Origin of the sequence: Clostridium estertheticum subsp. estertheticum (assembly GCF_001877035.1) — a bacterium.
GTDB lineage: Bacteria > Bacillota > Clostridia > Clostridiales > Clostridiaceae > Clostridium_AD > Clostridium_AD estertheticum.
The window spans coordinates 388,083-406,009 of the sequence record NZ_CP015756.1 but is presented as its reverse complement, the minus strand read 5'-3'; the positions used below and the strand labels follow the sequence as shown (position 1 = coordinate 406,009).

The following is a 17,927-nucleotide window of genomic DNA, read 5'->3' as shown; positions in this document are numbered from 1 at the left end:
CCTCTTTTTGATTAAGTAACTTGGATATCAAGTCAAAACCAAAATATAATTATAGAAAATAATATACCATACTACCGTACTACCATGTCTGTATGGTAGTATGAATATGTTTACATTGTATCACAGTTTTGAATATATTCAAGGTTTTTTTAGAAACAAACGAACTTTTTATCCACCTTTTTATGCCACTGAAATGGTTATTTTTTTGCTAAATCTTAACTAGTATATTAAATTTATGGTGGAGTGTGGTATAATTTAAACATGATAATCTACCATACAAGTATAGTGGTAGTTGAGGAGAGAAAATAAGTATGACTTTTGAAATAAATAAAGATTCTACAAGCAAGAGGATATATCATCTTATACGAGAAAAAATTATTAATCTAAATTTTGTTCCAGGTCTAGGAATTTCTGAAAAAGGTATTTCTGAAAAATTCAACGTGAGTAGGACCCCTGTCAGAGAAGCATTTGTACGTTTAGCACAGGAAGGATTAATAAGTATTTATCCCCAAAAAGGAACATTTGTTTCTTTAATTAATTTATCCTCGGTAGAAGAAGCAAGATTTATGAGAGAACATTTAGAAAGAGCTGTAGTAAGGCTTGCTTGTGAAGGGTTCCCAAAAGAAATGTTTTTGAAATTAGAGATGAATTTAAAGTTTCAAGAAATGTATATGGAAGACCATGATAACAAAAAAATATTTGCAGCAGATGAAGAATTTCATAGATTGATTTTTGAGGGTTGCAACAAAAATAAAATATGGGCAACCATTAATGAAATGGAAAGTGATTTTCAGAGGATAAGAATACTTAGATTATCGAGTAACCTTAAATGGGACCACATTTATTCTCAGCATATAGGTATTAAAAATGCAATAATAGATAAAAACCCAGATTTAGCTGAAAAAATTATTATAGAACATTTAACAATGGTTAATTTTGATAAGGACCAGTTAAAACATGATTATTCAAATTATTTTAAGTAAGATATAAATTCCATTAAATTTGCTATGTATAAAACAAAATAGGCCCCATGGTGGATATTACTTCCATCACGGGGCCTATTTAAACTTTATTATTTATAAGTTACAAATATCGTTCCATATTGTTTCATCAGCAACAATACCATTTTTGTCATTATCTTCACGTGTTTTAGCAGTACGCTGACCTGGGTAACAAACTTTTCCACCCTCACTTACAGGTTCTGCAGCTCCCAGTTGATTAATAGTACTTTCCAAAATATTATTAATTTGTTCTTCTGTTCCAAAAGTGTATGGATTAATAGCTATAAAAATCTGCGAGCAACCACCACAACTTCCCTTTCCTATTTTATCAATTTCACTAGTTGGCATACCATTTGAAAGAACCGCAGCTACCATATCAAGTAAAATAGCAAGGCCAGAACCTTTCCAATATCCTGTTGGCAGAATTCTCATTGATTCTTCAATAGAACCAGGATCTTTTGTTAATTTCCCTTCTTTGTCGAACCCCCCTGCATATGGAAGTTGTTCATTCTTTAACCTTGTTACTTGCAACTTACCATAAGAATACTGTGACATTGCCATATCCAGTACAATATTACCGTCTTTTCTAGGGATTCCAATACAGAATGGATTGTTACCAACACAAGGAATTTTTGCTCCCCATGCAGGCATACAAGACTCTGTATTTGTCCAGCAAATTGATAAGAAACCATTATCTACTGCATCCCATGCGTATGTACCACCACGCATCCAGTGAGTTGTGTTCTTTAACGCAACAATTCCAATGTTATGTTCTTTAGCAAGTTCAATTGCTCTATTGGTAGCAAACTTTGCATTTAAAATACCTATTCCCATGTTTCCATCATAATTTTCCATACAACCACAGCTTTTAATTAAAGATGGGGTTGCTTTAATATCAACCCATCCTTTATTTACATAGTCAATAAACCTTGGTACCCTGTTAAGTCCGTGTGAGTAAACACCATCTCTGCTGGATTCCGTGTGAACCCGAGCACAAGTTTCTGCCTGTTCTTCTGTTAATCCTGCTTTTATCATCGCACGTTTAATTTCTGACTTCATCTGTTTAAATGGAATTCTCATAATCTTCACTTCTCCTTATTATATTTTTTTATTTTAATTTGATATTATTATTCCATACTAACTTCTTGCCAAACATCTTCATATTTATAACCAGTAAGATCTTCAACAACCGCTTTTGTTTTAGGATCAACATCAAGTTTTGAACCATTATTTTTCAATCGTTCAATTTCTTTTACTAAAATGAGATGTGTTTGTTTATTAAGATGGAAAGTGAAAGTAAATAGTAGAGCAATTACAAGTAATCCGATAGATCCAATAACCATTGTGTATGCAATAATTTCCACTACTTGAGGTGGTTGAACTTCTCGCCCTTTAATAAATCCTCCATATTGCAGTATAAGTCCAACAACAAATGTAGCAATTGCTACACTACTCTTCCTAGTGAAAGTCATAACAGCAGCAAAAAGTCCTTCTCGTCTTTTTCTAAATACCATTTCATCCACATCCGGAATAAATGGAAATACATTCCACGGAGTAAATTCAAGTATACTTCTACCTATTTGATAAACGCCTGCAATTGCAAATAAAAGAGCAACCTTAGATCCCGGATCAAGTATATAAACAGCATAAAAGCCTAGTAAACATACAATCATAATAGAATAAGATATTTTAAATAAACTACTTGGTCCTATCTTAATCATCAAAAATCCTGCAAAGATAGTCATAGGTATACCAACAACACTAAGTGAAAGCAAATTGGCAGCAAGTGAAGCTGTAACCTTTAAGTCGTAAACACAGAAAAATACGAATACAGCATTAAATGTATCTTTAGCAGTAAATGATAACAAATAAATCATTAAATGTTTTCTAAAAGCCCTAATCTTTAAAGTAGATGCATAATCTTTAATTATCTGAACAATAGTTTGTATATGCTGAATAATCGTTTTATGTCCAGCTTTTGTTTTATCTAATAATTCTCTTTCCATAGCAGGTGAAAGTTCTCTTTCCCATGTAGATTTATAAGATATAAATATACAAATAGCATATACTACAGCAAAAATGCATCCATTAAAAAAATACGCATATGGATTGTTTTGACCAAAATGCTTAATTAATATTCCAGGAATAAAAGTTGCTAAAAATGTACCTGTCGCAGAAATAAACATTCTACATGTTGAGAGTATAGTTCTCTCATTGAATTTCTTTGTCATTTCAGATGGCAAAGTTTCAAATGGAATCAATACCATGGCAGCAATCATTTCAAATAATAAATATGATACTAGATAATACCAGTAGCCTTGACCTGTTACCCATAGTATTGCATAAAAAGCCATTAAAGGCGAACCAATCAATAAAAAGAAGCGACGTCTTCCAAATTTTTTTCCTAATTTAGTCTTATAAAAGTTATCTGTTATACTACCTACACACAAACTAAAAACAGCATCCACAAGACGAGCAATAGCAATAATAGAAGCTGCTTCAAGTGGTGATAGTCCTGCAAAGGTTGTATAAAAAAACAGTAAGAAAGCTCCGATAATTGTAAAAGCTCCTCCACCCATTGCATCAATTAACCCATAACCAAGACCTACTTTAACGGTGACTTTTTTATCCTTTCTCGACATTTAATTAACCTCTTTTCATTTTAGTATATTTTTATTAGTATGATCTTATTTGCAATTAACATACTTTTCAAGTGTTAATCTTACCGCACCAATGCCAGTAATCATCTCATTGCAATAATTTTCTACTTTTTCTCCAAGTCCTACATTATATAGATTTACTCCAAATATTTCTTCGTTTGATAATATTGGTTTTAATTTATTACCTACTCCCTCTGTATTATTTAATTTTATTTCAGAAACATAATCTTTCAGTGTCTCTAATAAAGGATCTGAACTCAATTCCATTTCCTTCCCATTGTCGTCCATTGCCATTAGGTATCTACACCAGCCAGCGATAGCAAGTGGAATATAAATAAGATCTTTAGGATCCAAATCCTTTCTTTCCATATAAGATTTAATTGTTTCGCCAAATCTAATTCCAATTTTTTGGGAAGTATCTGATACTATTCTTTGTGGTGTATCTGGTATATATGGATTTGGAAGTCTTACTTCAATTACTTCTTTAATAAAATCTATTGGATTAAATATTTTAGGATCAACAACAACTGGCATCCCCTCATCATATCCAATTTTCTCTACTAACTTCTTCAAACACGGGTCTTTCATTTCATCGGCTATTAAATTAAACCCAAGTAAACATCCAAAAATCGCAAGAGTTGTATGGAGTGGATTTAAGCAAGTACAAACCTTCATTTTTTCTACTCTTTCAACAGTTTGTCTATCAGTAAAAAATACACCAGCCTTCTCAAGAGGCATACGACCATTTGGAAAATTCTCTTCTATCACTAGATATTGCGGTCCTTCTGCATTAACAAAAGGTGCAATATAAGTATTACATTTTGTGATCACAACATCAGTGCTCTCAAACCCAGTCTTATTTAATGTTTCTTTAACACTATCCGATGGTCTTGGTGTAATTTTATCTATCATACTCCATGGGAAGGATACCTTCTTAGGGTTATTAATATACTTCAAAAAATCGTTTTCAACTAATCCATTTTTAACCCACTTTTCTACAATATAATTTATTGCATTGGATAATTTTTCACCATTATGTGAACAATTATCCATACTAACAAGAGCGATTGGGAACTCTCCATTTCTATACCTTCCATGCATAAGTGATGCAGCTTTAGCTATAACACTACTTGGATGTTTTAAGCCATCTTCTACATCTTCCTTTGAAATATTTTTAGAACTATACCCTTTTTCAGTTATTGTGAAACTTACCATTTTCAAAGAGGGTTTTGTAAATATAGTTTGTAGTCTTTTCCAGTCTTTCTCCCTTAAATAGTCTCCTGATAAACTTTCACTTATACTTCCTATAACTTTTTTATCTAAACTGCCATCTGGTTTCATAATTACAAGCAAACTTAAGTTATCATAAGGAGTATATATTTTGTCTATAATTTCATAATCATAACCTTCCACTGCCACAATACCTGTATCCGCATTGCCATTATTTAATAACGTTTGTTGTAATGCTGCAATAAATCCTCTAAAGATATTTCCTGCTCCAAAATGTACCCATGTAGGATTCTCACTTGTTAAAGATGACATCTTATTAATATCAAAGTTTGGAAGTTCAATACCTGCTTTTTCCCATAATTCATTTTGCTTTATGCTTGACTTATTTAGCTGTAACTTTATATCATTCATTTCTATTTGCATCCCCTCATTAGTTATTATTTTTAAGCTCCCTCAATCATATCCCATAGTCTCCGGATATACATATCTCTCATGTCATAAAGCCCATAACCTGGTCTACACTACTCATTCTAAATGTGTCTTCCATGATCTGGCCTATATATCCTATAAAACCAATCTCATAGAGCACTTTTACAATATCTGTAATATCCAAGGAACCATTATTTGGTACCGTTTACACAATAATTATAAAAACAATTTCACGCTAAAAATTACCTTCTACTTAAAATAACCTAAATAGTATTGTTTTAATTGATCTTTATCAAAGTTAACCATCATAAAATGCTCTATAATAATCTTTTCCGCCAAATCAGGTAGTGCATTATAAATACCCTAATTATCTTCTTCCCCTTGATTACCATCCTACCATGCTATCATACTTGTATGGTAGCTAGTAATATTCATATTATATCATACTTCTTTATAAATTCAAGATAATTTTATTTTTTTATTTGTAATCCTTTTGTGTTTTTATTTTGCTTACTTTAGTTAGCTGTCCAGACCCCATCACACTGATCTGATTAAATTAATGCATAAGAAAACCCACTACTATTGTTGTGGGTTTTACTGTCCAATAACTATAATTTTGAAACTTTTTACTTCAAAGTTTCTTTTACTAAAAATTAGACTACAGAATTATAGTTACCTCATCGCCTTGCTGTGATTTTACCTCCACCAGTTTAAGTCCCTTGTATCCTTTCAAATACCTCAAGCTTTTTGCAAGTTCATTGAAATCTATACAATCTAGTATTTCTTTTGTCTGAGCATCAATATGCTTATCTACCCTCTTGAATACAAAATTAGCTATTTTGCAAGCAGCACCTGCAATACTTAGGGGCACAGGAATATTAAACTTCCTGCCTGTTTTTTCTCTTATATAAATTCTCATAGATAATAGTCACCTCCGGTGCTGCTACTCAACTACAATTTCTACAATGTCTCCCTTTTCACTTTTCACATCTACAATCTTTCCATCTAATCCCTCGCCTACAGCTTGAAGAATAGCCTGTATATCTATGTCCTCAATGCCTTCTACTCCTTCTACCTTAGGTATTCTCTTAATAGCACTTCCTAAAGTTTTTATAAACTTTACAGGTATATTTACATTTACGTTATCTCCAGTTGATGAGTTGACCTTAATTTTAAGTGTTTTATCTGCATTGTTCGCAGTAACTGGAACAATTTTTTTTGTTGCGTTTAAAACTTCTATTAACTCCCCGGATTTTTGCGAATCAATTTTTCCCTCTTCTAGCATTTTTAATACTCTCATTACCTCTTCATTCATTATAATACAACTCCTTCAAATACTATTTTCTTAATAAATTTAATGCTTGCTCGGCTGTAATTTCTCCCTTTTCAAGCCTATCAATCACATCAGCACTGTTATCCTCTTTTTCTTTAATTTGTGTATATCCCAATGATGCAATTAGATCCTCCAGCTTACCTCGAACTGTAGGATAAGATATTCCTAGTTCTTTTTCAACATCTTTAATATTACCTCGGCATTTTATAAAAACCTCAACAAAACTTAGCTGTTCCATAGTTAAATAAGAGAACTTAGATAATTCAAACTCATTTTCAATAACAGTGTCGCACTTTTTACATTTTAGTTTTGTAACAGTAAGTTTGGACGAACATACCGGGCACTGAGTTATTATTTTGTATGCCATACTAATCATCACTCTCCATAATTTTATTATACTACCATTTTTTAATAAATTCAATATTAATATTAAATATTTTTATTTTTTCTTATTTAAATATTAAATATATTAATTTATAAATTAATTATCTAAATTAAAAAATTCAATAAAATATAAAAATACATAACCCAAAGCTCTGAAAATTCCACTCTATTTTATCCAAAAAACAACAAAAGCCCTTGAATTTAAGGGTTTTCCATTGTATCAAACTTTTTGTTTTTTAGGTATAGTGAGTATTGATCTATTTTAAATCATCAATGTAATTTTTTTTGCCTTTGGCTAATCTATTAATATTTATTACATTCAAATATTTTACAATTAAATACATTATTGCGGATATCAAAATTATATATCCGGCGTTGATTTCTATAGTATACTGATTATCATTTAGAAAATATATAATAGTCGAAAAAATTACAAATAGCAATGTTGAAAAGACTGAGGATAATTTCTTCTTAAGCCCTTTTTCAGTAATAAATAATGGAGTTATCATCCCTTCTGTTACAAATATAATTAATACCGCACCAATATAATAAAAATATATAATTGGATTTGCTTCCCATGATAATCCTCCATAGGCTACAAATGACAATCCAGTAAACCAAGCAAAAAAATATCCAGATAGTTTAAGCAAAAGATTTAGTAAAATTTCTCTTTTACATGGTCCACTACTGTTATTGATAATCTCATTAGTAAACCCTTTCACATCATCCCCTATAGCCTCTTGTAAGCTGGAATTTCTTAATTTCAATTCTTGTGCCATTCCTATCAAATCCCTTTGAATTACTTGTGCATCATATGAATTAACCTTAAACATACTCATACTTTTCATAATATTTTTAATGTTTCGCTCATCATCTTCCCTTAACTCTCTTGACTGCTTTTCATTTTCTTCTTTTAACAAGATTACTTCATTTTGAGTCATATTCTCATTCTCCCTTCATTATTTGATCCACAGACCTCTTTACATCATTCCATACAATTTCAAATTCTTTTAAAAACTCTTTTCCAATATCAGTTAAAAAATAATATTTTCTCTTTGGTCCTAGGGGAGACTCCTTATAAATAGATGAAATTATTTTCTTTTTTTCAAGTCGTAATAGAATAGGATAAGTTGACCCTTCTTTTACATCCTCAAATCCATAATCTTGTAATCGTGATACTATTTCATATCCATATGTTTCTTCCCCATTTATTATCTTAACTATACAACCCTCTAATGTTCCACGCATTAATTGTGAACGATCTACCACATTATTCACCTACCTTTCACCACCTAGTAGTTTATCTATATTGTACCGCCTAGTAGTTTATCTGTCAATAAAATTTATCAAAAAAATAAAATATTTCCACTAAATATAAATTCCCCCGAACTATAAGTTTGGGGGAATTTATAAAATACTATAAATCTGCTCTGTCAACACATTCAACATGCCTTTAGGAAACTTATCATTAGTAGCTTTATATTTTCCGTTTCAGAGTCAAAGTTCACCACTTTGGTTGCCATATGTAATCCTAAGACTATGGATTTTATAGTTAGAAATAAGGACAATTTTTCATTGTTTCCTCCTCATTTTTTTATTACTTTTATGCACAATTTAAAGCAAATAGTAAATTTATACTTTTCAGAGTTTAACGATTCTTTATCAACAATACTAACTTCCAATATTCCTCCCATTTCTTCTGCCAGCAATTTTGCAACTGTCAACCCTAATCCTGTACCGCCTTGATTTCGGGAACTATCCTGCATATAAAATCTATTAAATAAATGTGGAATATCATCTTCAGAAAGCATATTTGTATCATTGATGAATGAAATTAATACATTTTCGTCATCTTCTTTCATTGAGATTCTTAGAAAACTATCGGCATATCTACCAGCATTTTGTAATAAATTAAGAAATATTCTTACTAGTGCAGAATCTTCCGCCATTACCCATATCGGGTGTTCTGGTATATTAACCTCTATTGCTAAATGCGATCGCTCCAATATTTGGTAGTTACCCATAAGCGATTCCTTTAAAGTTCTGGAAATATCCACATTATTCAGTGTCAATCCAAAATCTCCTGCATTTAAGCGTGAAAAATCATAAAATTGAGCTACCAATATTTTCATGGTTTCCGCTTTATGCTCGATAATTTCTAACGCTTCTGCCAGTTCTTTGTCCATGTTAAGTTCTTTATCCGTTTTTTTGATAAGTTTTAAATAACCCAGAATTACAGTTAAAGGAGTCCGTAAGTCGTGACTGATATTTTCTATTTGCTTCTGGAACCCTTTTTCTCTTTTTTCATAATTCTGCCGTTCTTTTCTGATTCCCTCTAAAGTATAATTAAAGGAACACAAGACCTTCTCTAAATCCCTATTCGGTATCGGCAAATGAAGAATTTGGTTTTGTGTAAGGTCTTTTTGTATTTCCCGTATATCTTTTGTTATCTCACGAAACGCATATAGGATTGAAAGATAGCGAAATGCAAAATAACCCCCTATAATAGCTAAAATAATATACAGCATTTCGCTCCTCCTATCCAAAATCAGACATATAAATTACAATTCTCTTTTTCTCAATAATATGACACCCAATAAGGAAAAAACAACAGTTCCAATTATGCCGGACATTAAACACTTAGCCATTCCTTCTGCTGTACCCCATGCAGTAATACTCTGTGACATATTGACGACCATTCCATTTACACCAAAAAAGTTATCGGGCATCCACATAGCAATGTTGCGAATCATATCAAAACGAAGACCCAAGTAAAAAAAGATTTTAGGAATAATAAACCAAATTGTAACCCAAATAATAATTCCGGTAGAAGCTTTCTCAAATGCTTCTATACATACAATTCCCGAAATCAACGAAGCGACAGCTATAAAAAATACGGCTGGAATTTCTGTCAATAAATCCATCAGATTTACGGGGCCTGTATGTTCCAAAAATATAACTGCACTTATAATATAAACACTTATGACTATAATCAAAGAAAAGACAGCTGAAACAGTGGCTACAATACATTCTCCGGCAAAGACCTTTGTTCTGGAAATACCAAAAGCAATCGTATTTTTTAAATTCCCATATTTTCTGTTCCCCTCATAGAGGAAAATTCCAATAACAGCACCCATAACACAAAAAAGCATTGGATTTGCTACTAAATTTGAATATGAATACGAAGTTGTATCGTATCGAAAACTTTTACCGTCCATTCTTCCAAACCACGCTAATACAGCATTCAGCAAAAATGACAGAATTACTAAAATTGCAGTTAAACAATAAATACCTCTGCTGTGGGATACCCGATAAAATTCACTTTTTATATAATTCATAATTTTTCTTCACCTCTTTTCTTTAATTCCATATAATAATCTTCCAAAGAAGATTGAATTGTTCTCATACCTGTTATATAAATCCCGTTTTCAGAAGCTAATTTGCTGTAAGCTTCTGCTTGATTCTGTGGTCTATCGATACGAATATTGTTTTCTGAAAAAATTTTGTAGGTTTCTTTTGGGAAATTCCTTTCCAATAAAACAGAATATTTTTCCACATCTGATACTGTAATTTCAATACAATCCGAACATTTCTCAAGTAATGCATGCGACGAGATTTCTTCAATCAAAATCCCTTTGTTTAAAAACCCATATGCGGTAGCAATTTGTTGAAGTTCAGACAATATGTGGCTCGACAGTAGAATTGTAATGTTCTTTTCCTCATTTAAGCGATGTAGTAAATTACGAAATTCGATAATACCGCTAGGGTCTAGTCCGTTGATAGGCTCGTCCAGAACTAAAAGCTGTGGTTCTCCCATAATGGCAATCGCAAGACCTAATCTCTGTTTTTGCCCCATTGAAAGATTTTTGCATTTACTGTTTCGTTTTTCTGTAATACCCATTAGCTTTACCATTTTATCAACTTTTTTTCTATCTGGAATCCCCTTTTGAATACAATAATACTTTAATATTTGTTCTACGGTCATGTTGGGAAAAAAACTAGGCTGTTCAATCATGCACCCTATTTTTTTCCTAGTACTTTCCAATTCCTTTTCTCCATATTTTCCCAAAAGCTGTATTTCTCCATCTGTTGCATAGCTATGTCCAGCTAACAATTTTAAAAGGGTACTTTTTCCGGCACCATTATCACCAACTAGTCCATAAATACTTCCTCTTTTCACATGAATATTTACATGATCTAATGCAAGGAGCGAACCATATGCCTTTGTAACTTGTTTTGTTTCTATAACATAATCATTCATTTATCTACCTCCATATAAAAATAAGTTTATCAATTATTGGATTTCCTCATTGAACAAACATATTATAACAGTTCAGTCTTTAATAAGTCATAAAAAACTTTTAAAGAAGTCATAAAGTTTTTTATTGGAGTTTAAATCCAATGCCATATACGGTCTGAATATAGTCTTCTTCGGAACCCGCTTCTTTTAATTTTTTTCTTAAATTGCTAACATGAACATTTACAGTGTTATTTTCACCGTAATATCCACCATGCCACACCAATTCATACAAACTTTCTCTAGAATACACTTTCTCCGGGTTTTGCATGAAAAGGTAAATAATTTCATACTCATGTGCTGTTAATACGATTTCTGTTCCAGAAATTGTTACTTTTCTGGATTGAGGATAAAGTTGTAAAGTCTTATATGTTAGAATTTTTTTAGAGCTAAATTCTTTTCCTGCACGTCTTAAAGCCGATTGAACTCTTGCAATCACTTCCTCTGGTTCAAAAGGCTTAGTGATGTAATCATCTGCACCATTCTTTAATAAAGATACTTTATCCCCTAAAGAATTTTTTGCTGATAGTACCAGGACAGGAATATTATAATGTTTATTCTCCCTAATATCATGCAATAATTCCTCTCCTGATATTCCAGGAAGCATAAGGTCAAGTAAAATAAGGTCTGGAATTTCTTTCTCTAATAATAATTTTGCTTCTGTACCCGAAAAAGCCTGTACAGTCTGGTATTCTGCTTTTCCTAATATTTTAACCAGCAATCCATTTATATCTGATTCATCTTCTACAATCAGTATCTTGTATTTCATTTTCATCACTCCTTTCTAAATTGCCATCTCCATCTCCACGATGTCACATATGATGAGTCCGTCGTTCCTTCTCTTTAACCATGAAATTATGTATTTAATCATTTTATATCTCATCCATTTATCTGATAATTATACTATATATATAGTAATCTGTTAAAGAATGTTTCTTATTATTTTTATTGGAACACTTATATCAAACTCACTTCCCATTTCTTTGCTATACACCCTCTCATAATTCTGCTAAAAAATGCACACCCCTACTTCAAAATTCATAGGGGTGTGCATTTATTCCATTCTAATCTATCATTTCATCATTTTAAAACTGTATTTCAATACAAAAAACAACGAAAACCCTTGAAATTCAAGGGTTTTCCATTGCATCAAACTTGTTTTTTTTATGGTGGAGGCGAAGCACGGTAGGCGAAACCCACAATGAATTTTTAAGTCTGTGTGAGTAGTAACCATATTCTTTTATATAATTACATTTCTCAACTTTCAGGTCCAAACGATTCGTTTCTTTTATTTTTTCAACAGCGGGTTTATTTAACCAAGTTAAACGATTTATTTTGCCCAATATGTACTGTATCCATTTTCAATACAAAATTCAAACATCCCTCTATAATCATGTATTTGTCTTCTAGTAAGTTCTGCATGTATATGCTTTAATATAATTACGCCATTATCAATATCTTGTGCTAAATGAGGGCTTGTAATTACACTTTCTATATGAGCAAATTCGACTTCACTTTTCCTATAGAATTTTATATCTGAAAATTCACAATAAGAAATATTATATTCTTTAATTCTCTTCTCTTTCAAATATTTTCTATTATTTTCTATACTATCAATATTGATTTCTCTTATGTTAATTACATCATTAAGTTCTCTTATATATTCATATATATCTTTAGAATATTTTAGGTACATTTTTTTCTTTCCCCTTGAACTAGAAATTCTATAATCTAACAAAGCCATTAAGGTTGGGCCTGATATATACTCTTCTCCATCTATTGAAATTATTTCTGCTGGTGCAATAACTCCATCAACACCTTGATATACAAAGTAACGCTCTGCTCCTGACGACCCTGTCCTTAAAATATTAGCTATCCCTTTTATTCTAAGGTATATAAGTCCATTACTCCCTACTCTAGTGTTTTTTATAAAAGCATTTTCAATAATCTTCAAATGGTTACTACTTAATAATTCATAAATCTTGTCACAAACATAATCTAATGCATCTTTTTCACTTAAATCATATATAGTATAATAACTAACACTTAATTTACTAGACACTAAGCTTCACCTATCATTCTCTTGTAAATTGTATTTATTGAGCTTACAGTTTCTTCTTGCTGTTCAAATCTAGTACCCAAATCAGTATGAAAAATTTTAATATACTTATTTCTCCATTCTTTAGCCTTGTCCCTATCTACATAATGTCTTTGTGTAATTCCCAATTCATCATTAAACTGCTTATTGTAATATAGCAACATAAATGCAATTTTAAGTTCTTCAGATAAGAAAAATTTATCATCATATACAATATTTTCTTTTTTAAATGTGTTAAGTGCTGTTATCAGCTTAAATAAATTTGAAAATTTCCTAATTGTGATTACACCTGTTAAGTTTAAATCTGATAACACTACTTTACATATATCCTTAAACTTAAAATTCTTTTTTAATACTTCTTCTGAATCAATATTTATCCACTCATATTTTTTCATAATCATACCTCCAAAAATCTATATTTACCAATCCATCATTTACGATAATCTTTATAACCTCTCTTTATTATCCTGACACATTTATCTATAACAGAATTATATCACATTTTACAAAATATACATATTAAACAGGTTAGAATTCTTTACAGATGACTTAATCTTATAAGCTTAATAAAATATTAAAGACCACGCTGAATTAATGTGTACCCCTTGTCAAGGACAATTTTAAAAAAAGTCTATGCTGATTTGAGAAGATGATTTCTGTATTGAACAGGAGTCATCTTTTTTAGACCCCATTGATATCTAAATTTATTATAGTAGATCATATATTGCTTAATCTCTTGCTTTAGTTGTTCTAATGTTTCACATGATTTTATGTATGCCTCATCTTTGAAATGGCCAAAGAATGATTCTTGTGGAGCATTATCCCAGCAGTTTCCACGTCTTGACATTGATTGTCCTAAACCAGATTTTTTTACTAGCTTTTGAAATGTCGGATTCGTATAATGAAATCCTTGATCTGAGTGTATAAATGCATCTTTAGGCAATTTAATTTTTCTATTCTTTTTCAGATTATGTATAGTGTCTGTTACGATATCTAATCTCAAATTATCAGTCACATTGTATGCCAAAATCTCATTTGTAGATCCATCCTTAATCGTAGATAAATATGCCTTCTTACTTTTTCCGTAAAATAGATAAGTTATATCTGTAAGCAATACTTTTCCAGGTATATTCTGTTTGAAATTTCTATTTAATAGATTTTTTAAAACAGTATGCTCCTTTGTAGCTTTCATCATACGTTTATATGGATTCGCTTTTCTAATGGGGCAAATGATACCATACTTTTTCATTATTCTTCTAATACGTTTTAAATTGTATACGATTCCAAATTCGCCTTCTAATGTCATTTTTATTTGTCTAGCTCCTTTTTTACGATTTTTAAAGTTATATGCATTTAGTACAATTTCACCTACTGCTTCATCCAACCTATCGCGTTGGCGCCTACGGCTGAGAGCTTTAGTAGAGAAATAATTGTAATATCCAGAACGAGATACACCCGTAATTTTGCATAAATGGGTAAGCATATTTTTGAGCTTATATTTTTCGATTTGTGAATTTATAAGAATAAATTTTTCCTGTGCTACTAAGATTATTTCTTGCTTATCAGCCTTCTTTCTAGGATGTCGATTTTTTTTAACAATTCATTCTCAGCTTTCAGCAAGTTAATTTGGGCTTTAAGGCGCTCGCATCTTTCGTCTGCGGAAAGTTCTCTCACTCTTGGTCTTCCAGTATTCGCATTTCTTGCATCGTTTAGTCCACATATACCTTCATTTCTATATGCAGCTCTCCAGCGAGATCCTGATGATTTAGCACGTTTAATCCCAACTATATCTATATCAAACCCATTTTCTTCAAATATCTCCCTTGGAAATTTTCCTTTTTCGTTCTCTATTATAAAAATGCGTTTAAATTCATCTGTATATGTAATTCCCTTCATACTTACTGCTTTAACATTTTTGTTTTTAGCTAGTATTGCTACATCTTTTTCTGTAAATGTTTTGTTGCTCATTTAAATTTCCACCATCCTTGTATATATCTAATTTAAATTATTATACTTTTCTTTATTATACATAAAAATACCCTACCGGGTAGACTTTTTTAAATCCGTCTGCCCTATAGGGTACATTATAAATTACTTCAACGTAGTCTTTATAAATAATCACTTTATCAACGTAATTATGAATGAATTTTTTACTACTAGAATTACTCTACCCGTATTCTACTATATCTTTCAAAATAAAAAACACCCCCTTATACTGAAGTGTTTTCAATGATATTCTTACAGCTTAACTAACAACACACCCATTAAAGTCTTGTTCAATGCTTTTAAGATTACTTCTTTTTTAATACTTTTATTTTTCATAATATTGCCCCCTTTTTTCGAAAAATTCTCACACACTTTTTCAAGAAATTTTTCTAAGAGACACACAGTAAATATGAGTAATACCCCCACTACAGGTGCTAGGCCACCAAAAGGTACTATGTTTATTAGCGAACCTGTAAAAATACCATAATTATATTATACAGTAATTATTTTACTATATCAAGAGGTACTACATAAACTTTATTACCACAAATCACTCAACTGACATATTCCACTCTTTTACAAAGCTTATTAACATTGAAAACGTTTTTTTTGCTACTTATACTCTGCCAATCACTCTAATACTAATATTACAACAACGCTCATCTATAATTTTTTTTCTTGTATTTTTTTTATAAGATTAGTCCATGAAATATATTCAATATCTTCATTCTGACTACATGCAAAATAATTAGGTCTAGAAGTAACAAATATTGATTTAACTTTATAATCACCCTCATCTTTCCCCAATATATATTTTACGACAGTAGAAATATTGTCTTTAATAATCTTCTCTCGAGACTTGATTTTTCTAAAAACCTCATCTTTATCTATCTTGTTTTTGTCTTTATAAAACAGCTCTTTTGAATCTATTGCTGGCTTATAATTTTTTATTTCTATAAGGAAAATAATCTTTTTCTTTTCATCAAGAGCTAAAACATCTAAATCGCCCACCGTTATTAAAATATTATAGCCGTCCACTTGAATTTTATTTATTTCTGCTCTTGGTACAAGCTTTCCACCCATCTTAGAAGATAACCTCTCCATTGGCAATTTATAACTACTACTATTTAATCTGTCCGCAATCACATACGCAAGATATGATGATAATTTTTTCTGACATTCTATTATACTTTTGTCTTCTTTTATACTCGGTTTGAACATTTCAATAAAGTGTCCTGAATTCATAAATTTATCAAAGGCAGATATGTTTTGGCAAAAATCTAATCTTCCGAATATTATCAATTCTCCAACTTCATAAACACTCATAAGTTCAAGTGCTTTTTCATTCTTCTCACCCATATCACAAGCAAATTTATTAATAGAAAATGTGTTAATAATATAATCGAATGCAATATCACCAAAATTGTCAGTTAGAGTTTTTATTAAAACACTTTTTTTAAAAATAGAAAGTTTAGGTACATAATTATTGAATATTAGATTTTTTTTAAAATATGAAAGAAAATCTTTTTCTTCTCGAAACTCTTCCATAAGTACTACTTTACTAACTAACTGAAGATTGTCCAACGTAAAAGCAAATTCTTTTTTAATAAAACTATTTATGTTTTGTTTTCTCCTTTCGGGTGTTTTACCTTCTTGACTTAATTTAGCTCTTAGAAACTCATTTTCTATTTTATAGTCTTCCGGTTTTTCATCTTCGCCCATAATCCAGTATTCATCGAAATATTTTTTCATTTCTTCTGTCTCAATAAATTTGAAAGCCAACTCGTCTACACTGTTAGGTTTAATATTTAAAAATCTTGAATTTCTTATATTTTCATCAAGAATAACATATATTCTTCCCAAACATATTGCAGATACAAAATTACTATATCCCTCCTCAAGATACCCAATAGGCGCACCTATAAATTCCTTTGAAGGGATACTTAATACAAACTCAATTAATTTAATGGATATTAGATATTCATTAAACATGTTCCAGCTAAATTGTTGCCTATTTTCCTTTATTTCCGAGCGCCTAACAGCTTCCTTAATCACCAATAACCCTGCAATTAGCTCATCTTTATTATAGAGTTTTAGATGTTCTAAAATTTGTTTTCTTATTCCATTTAAAATTTGTTGTGCTTGCTCCACTACCCCTAAGCTCTTATCTGCATTATCTATTAAATTCTTTACGAATACTTTTGACCCTATCCAAAATTCATCCTCCAATAGCAAAGTTTTTTGCCACTCTTCGAATGCCACATCCATTGCATGACATAAGTAAGCTGCTTCATCGCAGTTATTACATATTACTTCTCCTTCAGTACTTTCAAAATCTTTTTTACATATGTAACAATTCATTAAAAATCCTCCTATCCCTTTTATCTAATCTTATTTTCGTATTTTACATAATTCCAATTTAACCTTACATATTGCAATTCATTACTCATATTAGATATTGAATATACTCTAAAATTGTTACTCCTTACATGCTATATCTATACCTTTT

Annotated in this window: 17 protein-coding genes; 1 reads left to right on the top strand and 16 read right to left on the bottom strand. The window is 30.8% G+C overall.

The window, feature by feature from the left end:
• The first annotated feature begins 311 nt into the window (after positions 1-311).
• Complete coding sequence (locus A7L45_RS01930) at positions 312-983, top strand: GntR family transcriptional regulator (protein ID WP_071611207.1); 672 nt, start codon at positions 312-314, stop codon at positions 981-983.
• Between the two features lie 93 nt (positions 984-1,076).
• Here A7L45_RS01930 and yiaK read toward each other — a convergent pair whose 3' ends face one another.
• The 16 genes from yiaK to A7L45_RS01840 all read right to left on the bottom strand — a co-directional run bounded on the left by yiaK (position 1,077) and on the right by A7L45_RS01840 (position 17,779).
• Complete coding sequence (gene yiaK / locus A7L45_RS01925; protein WP_152749875.1) at positions 1,077-2,081, bottom strand: 3-dehydro-L-gulonate 2-dehydrogenase; 1,005 nt, start codon at positions 2,079-2,081, stop codon at positions 1,077-1,079.
• Between the two features lie 47 nt (positions 2,082-2,128).
• The gene (locus tag A7L45_RS01920; protein ID WP_071611206.1) at positions 2,129-3,643 is read right to left on the bottom strand and encodes an MFS transporter; all 1,515 of its coding nucleotides are present in this window, start codon (positions 3,641-3,643) and stop codon (positions 2,129-2,131) included.
• Between the two features lie 45 nt (positions 3,644-3,688).
• Positions 3,689-5,302: a mannitol dehydrogenase family protein gene (locus A7L45_RS01915; RefSeq protein ID WP_071611205.1), complete on the bottom strand. Its 1,614-nt coding sequence runs from the start codon at positions 5,300-5,302 to the stop codon at positions 3,689-3,691.
• 676 nt (positions 5,303-5,978) lie between these two features.
• The gene (locus A7L45_RS01910) at positions 5,979-6,239 is read right to left on the bottom strand and encodes a hypothetical protein (protein ID WP_071611204.1); all 261 of its coding nucleotides are present in this window, start codon (positions 6,237-6,239) and stop codon (positions 5,979-5,981) included.
• 24 nt (positions 6,240-6,263) lie between these two features.
• Positions 6,264-6,635 carry an SHOCT-like domain-containing protein gene (locus tag A7L45_RS01905; protein WP_071611203.1) on the bottom strand — a complete coding sequence of 124 codons (372 nt, stop codon included), beginning with the start codon at positions 6,633-6,635 and terminating at the stop codon, positions 6,264-6,266.
• Positions 6,636-6,657: 22 nt separating this feature from the next.
• Positions 6,658-7,020: a DUF2089 domain-containing protein gene (locus A7L45_RS01900; protein ID WP_071611202.1), complete on the bottom strand. Its 363-nt coding sequence runs from the start codon at positions 7,018-7,020 to the stop codon at positions 6,658-6,660.
• A 274-nt stretch (positions 7,021-7,294) separates the two neighbouring features.
• On the bottom strand, positions 7,295-7,978 hold the full coding sequence (locus A7L45_RS01895) for a hypothetical protein (protein WP_071611201.1): 684 nt from the start codon (positions 7,976-7,978) through the stop codon (positions 7,295-7,297).
• Positions 7,979-7,982: 4 nt separating this feature from the next.
• The gene (locus A7L45_RS01890; protein ID WP_071614824.1) at positions 7,983-8,306 is read right to left on the bottom strand and encodes a PadR family transcriptional regulator; all 324 of its coding nucleotides are present in this window, start codon (positions 8,304-8,306) and stop codon (positions 7,983-7,985) included.
• A 317-nt stretch (positions 8,307-8,623) separates the two neighbouring features.
• A complete protein-coding gene (locus tag A7L45_RS01885; protein WP_071611200.1) occupies positions 8,624-9,565 on the bottom strand; it encodes a sensor histidine kinase in 942 nt (313 codons plus the stop codon).
• Positions 9,566-9,598: 33 nt separating this feature from the next.
• On the bottom strand, positions 9,599-10,375 hold the full coding sequence (locus A7L45_RS01880; RefSeq protein WP_084647318.1) for an ABC transporter permease: 777 nt from the start codon (positions 10,373-10,375) through the stop codon (positions 9,599-9,601).
• A complete protein-coding gene (locus A7L45_RS01875; protein ID WP_071611198.1) occupies positions 10,372-11,298 on the bottom strand; it encodes an ABC transporter ATP-binding protein in 927 nt (308 codons plus the stop codon). Before A7L45_RS01875 ends, A7L45_RS01880 begins: the two co-directional genes overlap by 4 nt.
• Positions 11,299-11,419: 121 nt before the next feature.
• Positions 11,420-12,109: a response regulator transcription factor gene (locus tag A7L45_RS01870; RefSeq protein ID WP_338132993.1), complete on the bottom strand. Its 690-nt coding sequence runs from the start codon at positions 12,107-12,109 to the stop codon at positions 11,420-11,422.
• Positions 12,110-12,664: 555 nt separating this feature from the next.
• Positions 12,665-13,396, bottom strand: coding sequence for a hypothetical protein (locus A7L45_RS01860; protein WP_071611195.1), 732 nt, complete (start codon positions 13,394-13,396; stop codon positions 12,665-12,667).
• Positions 13,396-13,827: a hypothetical protein gene (locus A7L45_RS01855; protein WP_071611194.1), complete on the bottom strand. Its 432-nt coding sequence runs from the start codon at positions 13,825-13,827 to the stop codon at positions 13,396-13,398. The genes A7L45_RS01860 and A7L45_RS01855 overlap by 1 nt, the downstream gene beginning before the upstream one ends.
• A 236-nt stretch (positions 13,828-14,063) precedes the next feature.
• A protein-coding gene (locus A7L45_RS22480; protein ID WP_152025077.1) for an IS3 family transposase occupies positions 14,064-15,400 on the bottom strand; the annotation gives its coding sequence in 2 pieces (ribosomal slippage) (positions 14,064-15,016 and positions 15,016-15,400; 1,338 coding nt in all).
• 681 nt (positions 15,401-16,081) lie between these two features.
• The gene (locus A7L45_RS01840; protein ID WP_071611192.1) at positions 16,082-17,779 is read right to left on the bottom strand and encodes a hypothetical protein; all 1,698 of its coding nucleotides are present in this window, start codon (positions 17,777-17,779) and stop codon (positions 16,082-16,084) included.
• Positions 17,780-17,927: the final 148 nt, after the last annotated feature.

What these genes read in the sequence shown, in the direction of transcription:
- A7L45_RS01930 (WP_071611207.1), top strand. Translation starts at nt 312, where the DNA reads ATGACTTTTGAAATAAATAAAGATTCTACAAGCAAGAGGATATATCAT.
- yiaK (WP_152749875.1), bottom strand. Translation starts at nt 2,081, where the DNA reads ATGAGAATTCCATTTAAACAGATGAAGTCAGAAATTAAACGTGCGATG.
- A7L45_RS01920 (WP_071611206.1), bottom strand. Translation starts at nt 3,643, where the DNA reads ATGTCGAGAAAGGATAAAAAAGTCACCGTTAAAGTAGGTCTTGGTTAT.
- A7L45_RS01915 (WP_071611205.1), bottom strand. Translation starts at nt 5,302, where the DNA reads ATGAATGATATAAAGTTACAGCTAAATAAGTCAAGCATAAAGCAAAAT.
- A7L45_RS01910 (WP_071611204.1), bottom strand. Translation starts at nt 6,239, where the DNA reads ATGAGAATTTATATAAGAGAAAAAACAGGCAGGAAGTTTAATATTCCT.
- A7L45_RS01905 (WP_071611203.1), bottom strand. Translation starts at nt 6,635, where the DNA reads ATGAATGAAGAGGTAATGAGAGTATTAAAAATGCTAGAAGAGGGAAAA.
- A7L45_RS01900 (WP_071611202.1), bottom strand. Translation starts at nt 7,020, where the DNA reads ATGGCATACAAAATAATAACTCAGTGCCCGGTATGTTCGTCCAAACTT.
- A7L45_RS01895 (WP_071611201.1), bottom strand. Translation starts at nt 7,978, where the DNA reads ATGACTCAAAATGAAGTAATCTTGTTAAAAGAAGAAAATGAAAAGCAG.
- A7L45_RS01885 (WP_071611200.1), bottom strand. Translation starts at nt 9,565, where the DNA reads ATGCTGTATATTATTTTAGCTATTATAGGGGGTTATTTTGCATTTCGC.
- A7L45_RS01880 (WP_084647318.1), bottom strand. Translation starts at nt 10,375, where the DNA reads ATGAATTATATAAAAAGTGAATTTTATCGGGTATCCCACAGCAGAGGT.
- A7L45_RS01875 (WP_071611198.1), bottom strand. Translation starts at nt 11,298, where the DNA reads ATGAATGATTATGTTATAGAAACAAAACAAGTTACAAAGGCATATGGT.
- A7L45_RS01870 (WP_338132993.1), bottom strand. Translation starts at nt 12,109, where the DNA reads ATGAAAATGAAATACAAGATACTGATTGTAGAAGATGAATCAGATATA.
- A7L45_RS01855 (WP_071611194.1), bottom strand. Translation starts at nt 13,827, where the DNA reads ATGAAAAAATATGAGTGGATAAATATTGATTCAGAAGAAGTATTAAAA.
- A7L45_RS01840 (WP_071611192.1), bottom strand. Translation starts at nt 17,779, where the DNA reads ATGAATTGTTACATATGTAAAAAAGATTTTGAAAGTACTGAAGGAGAA.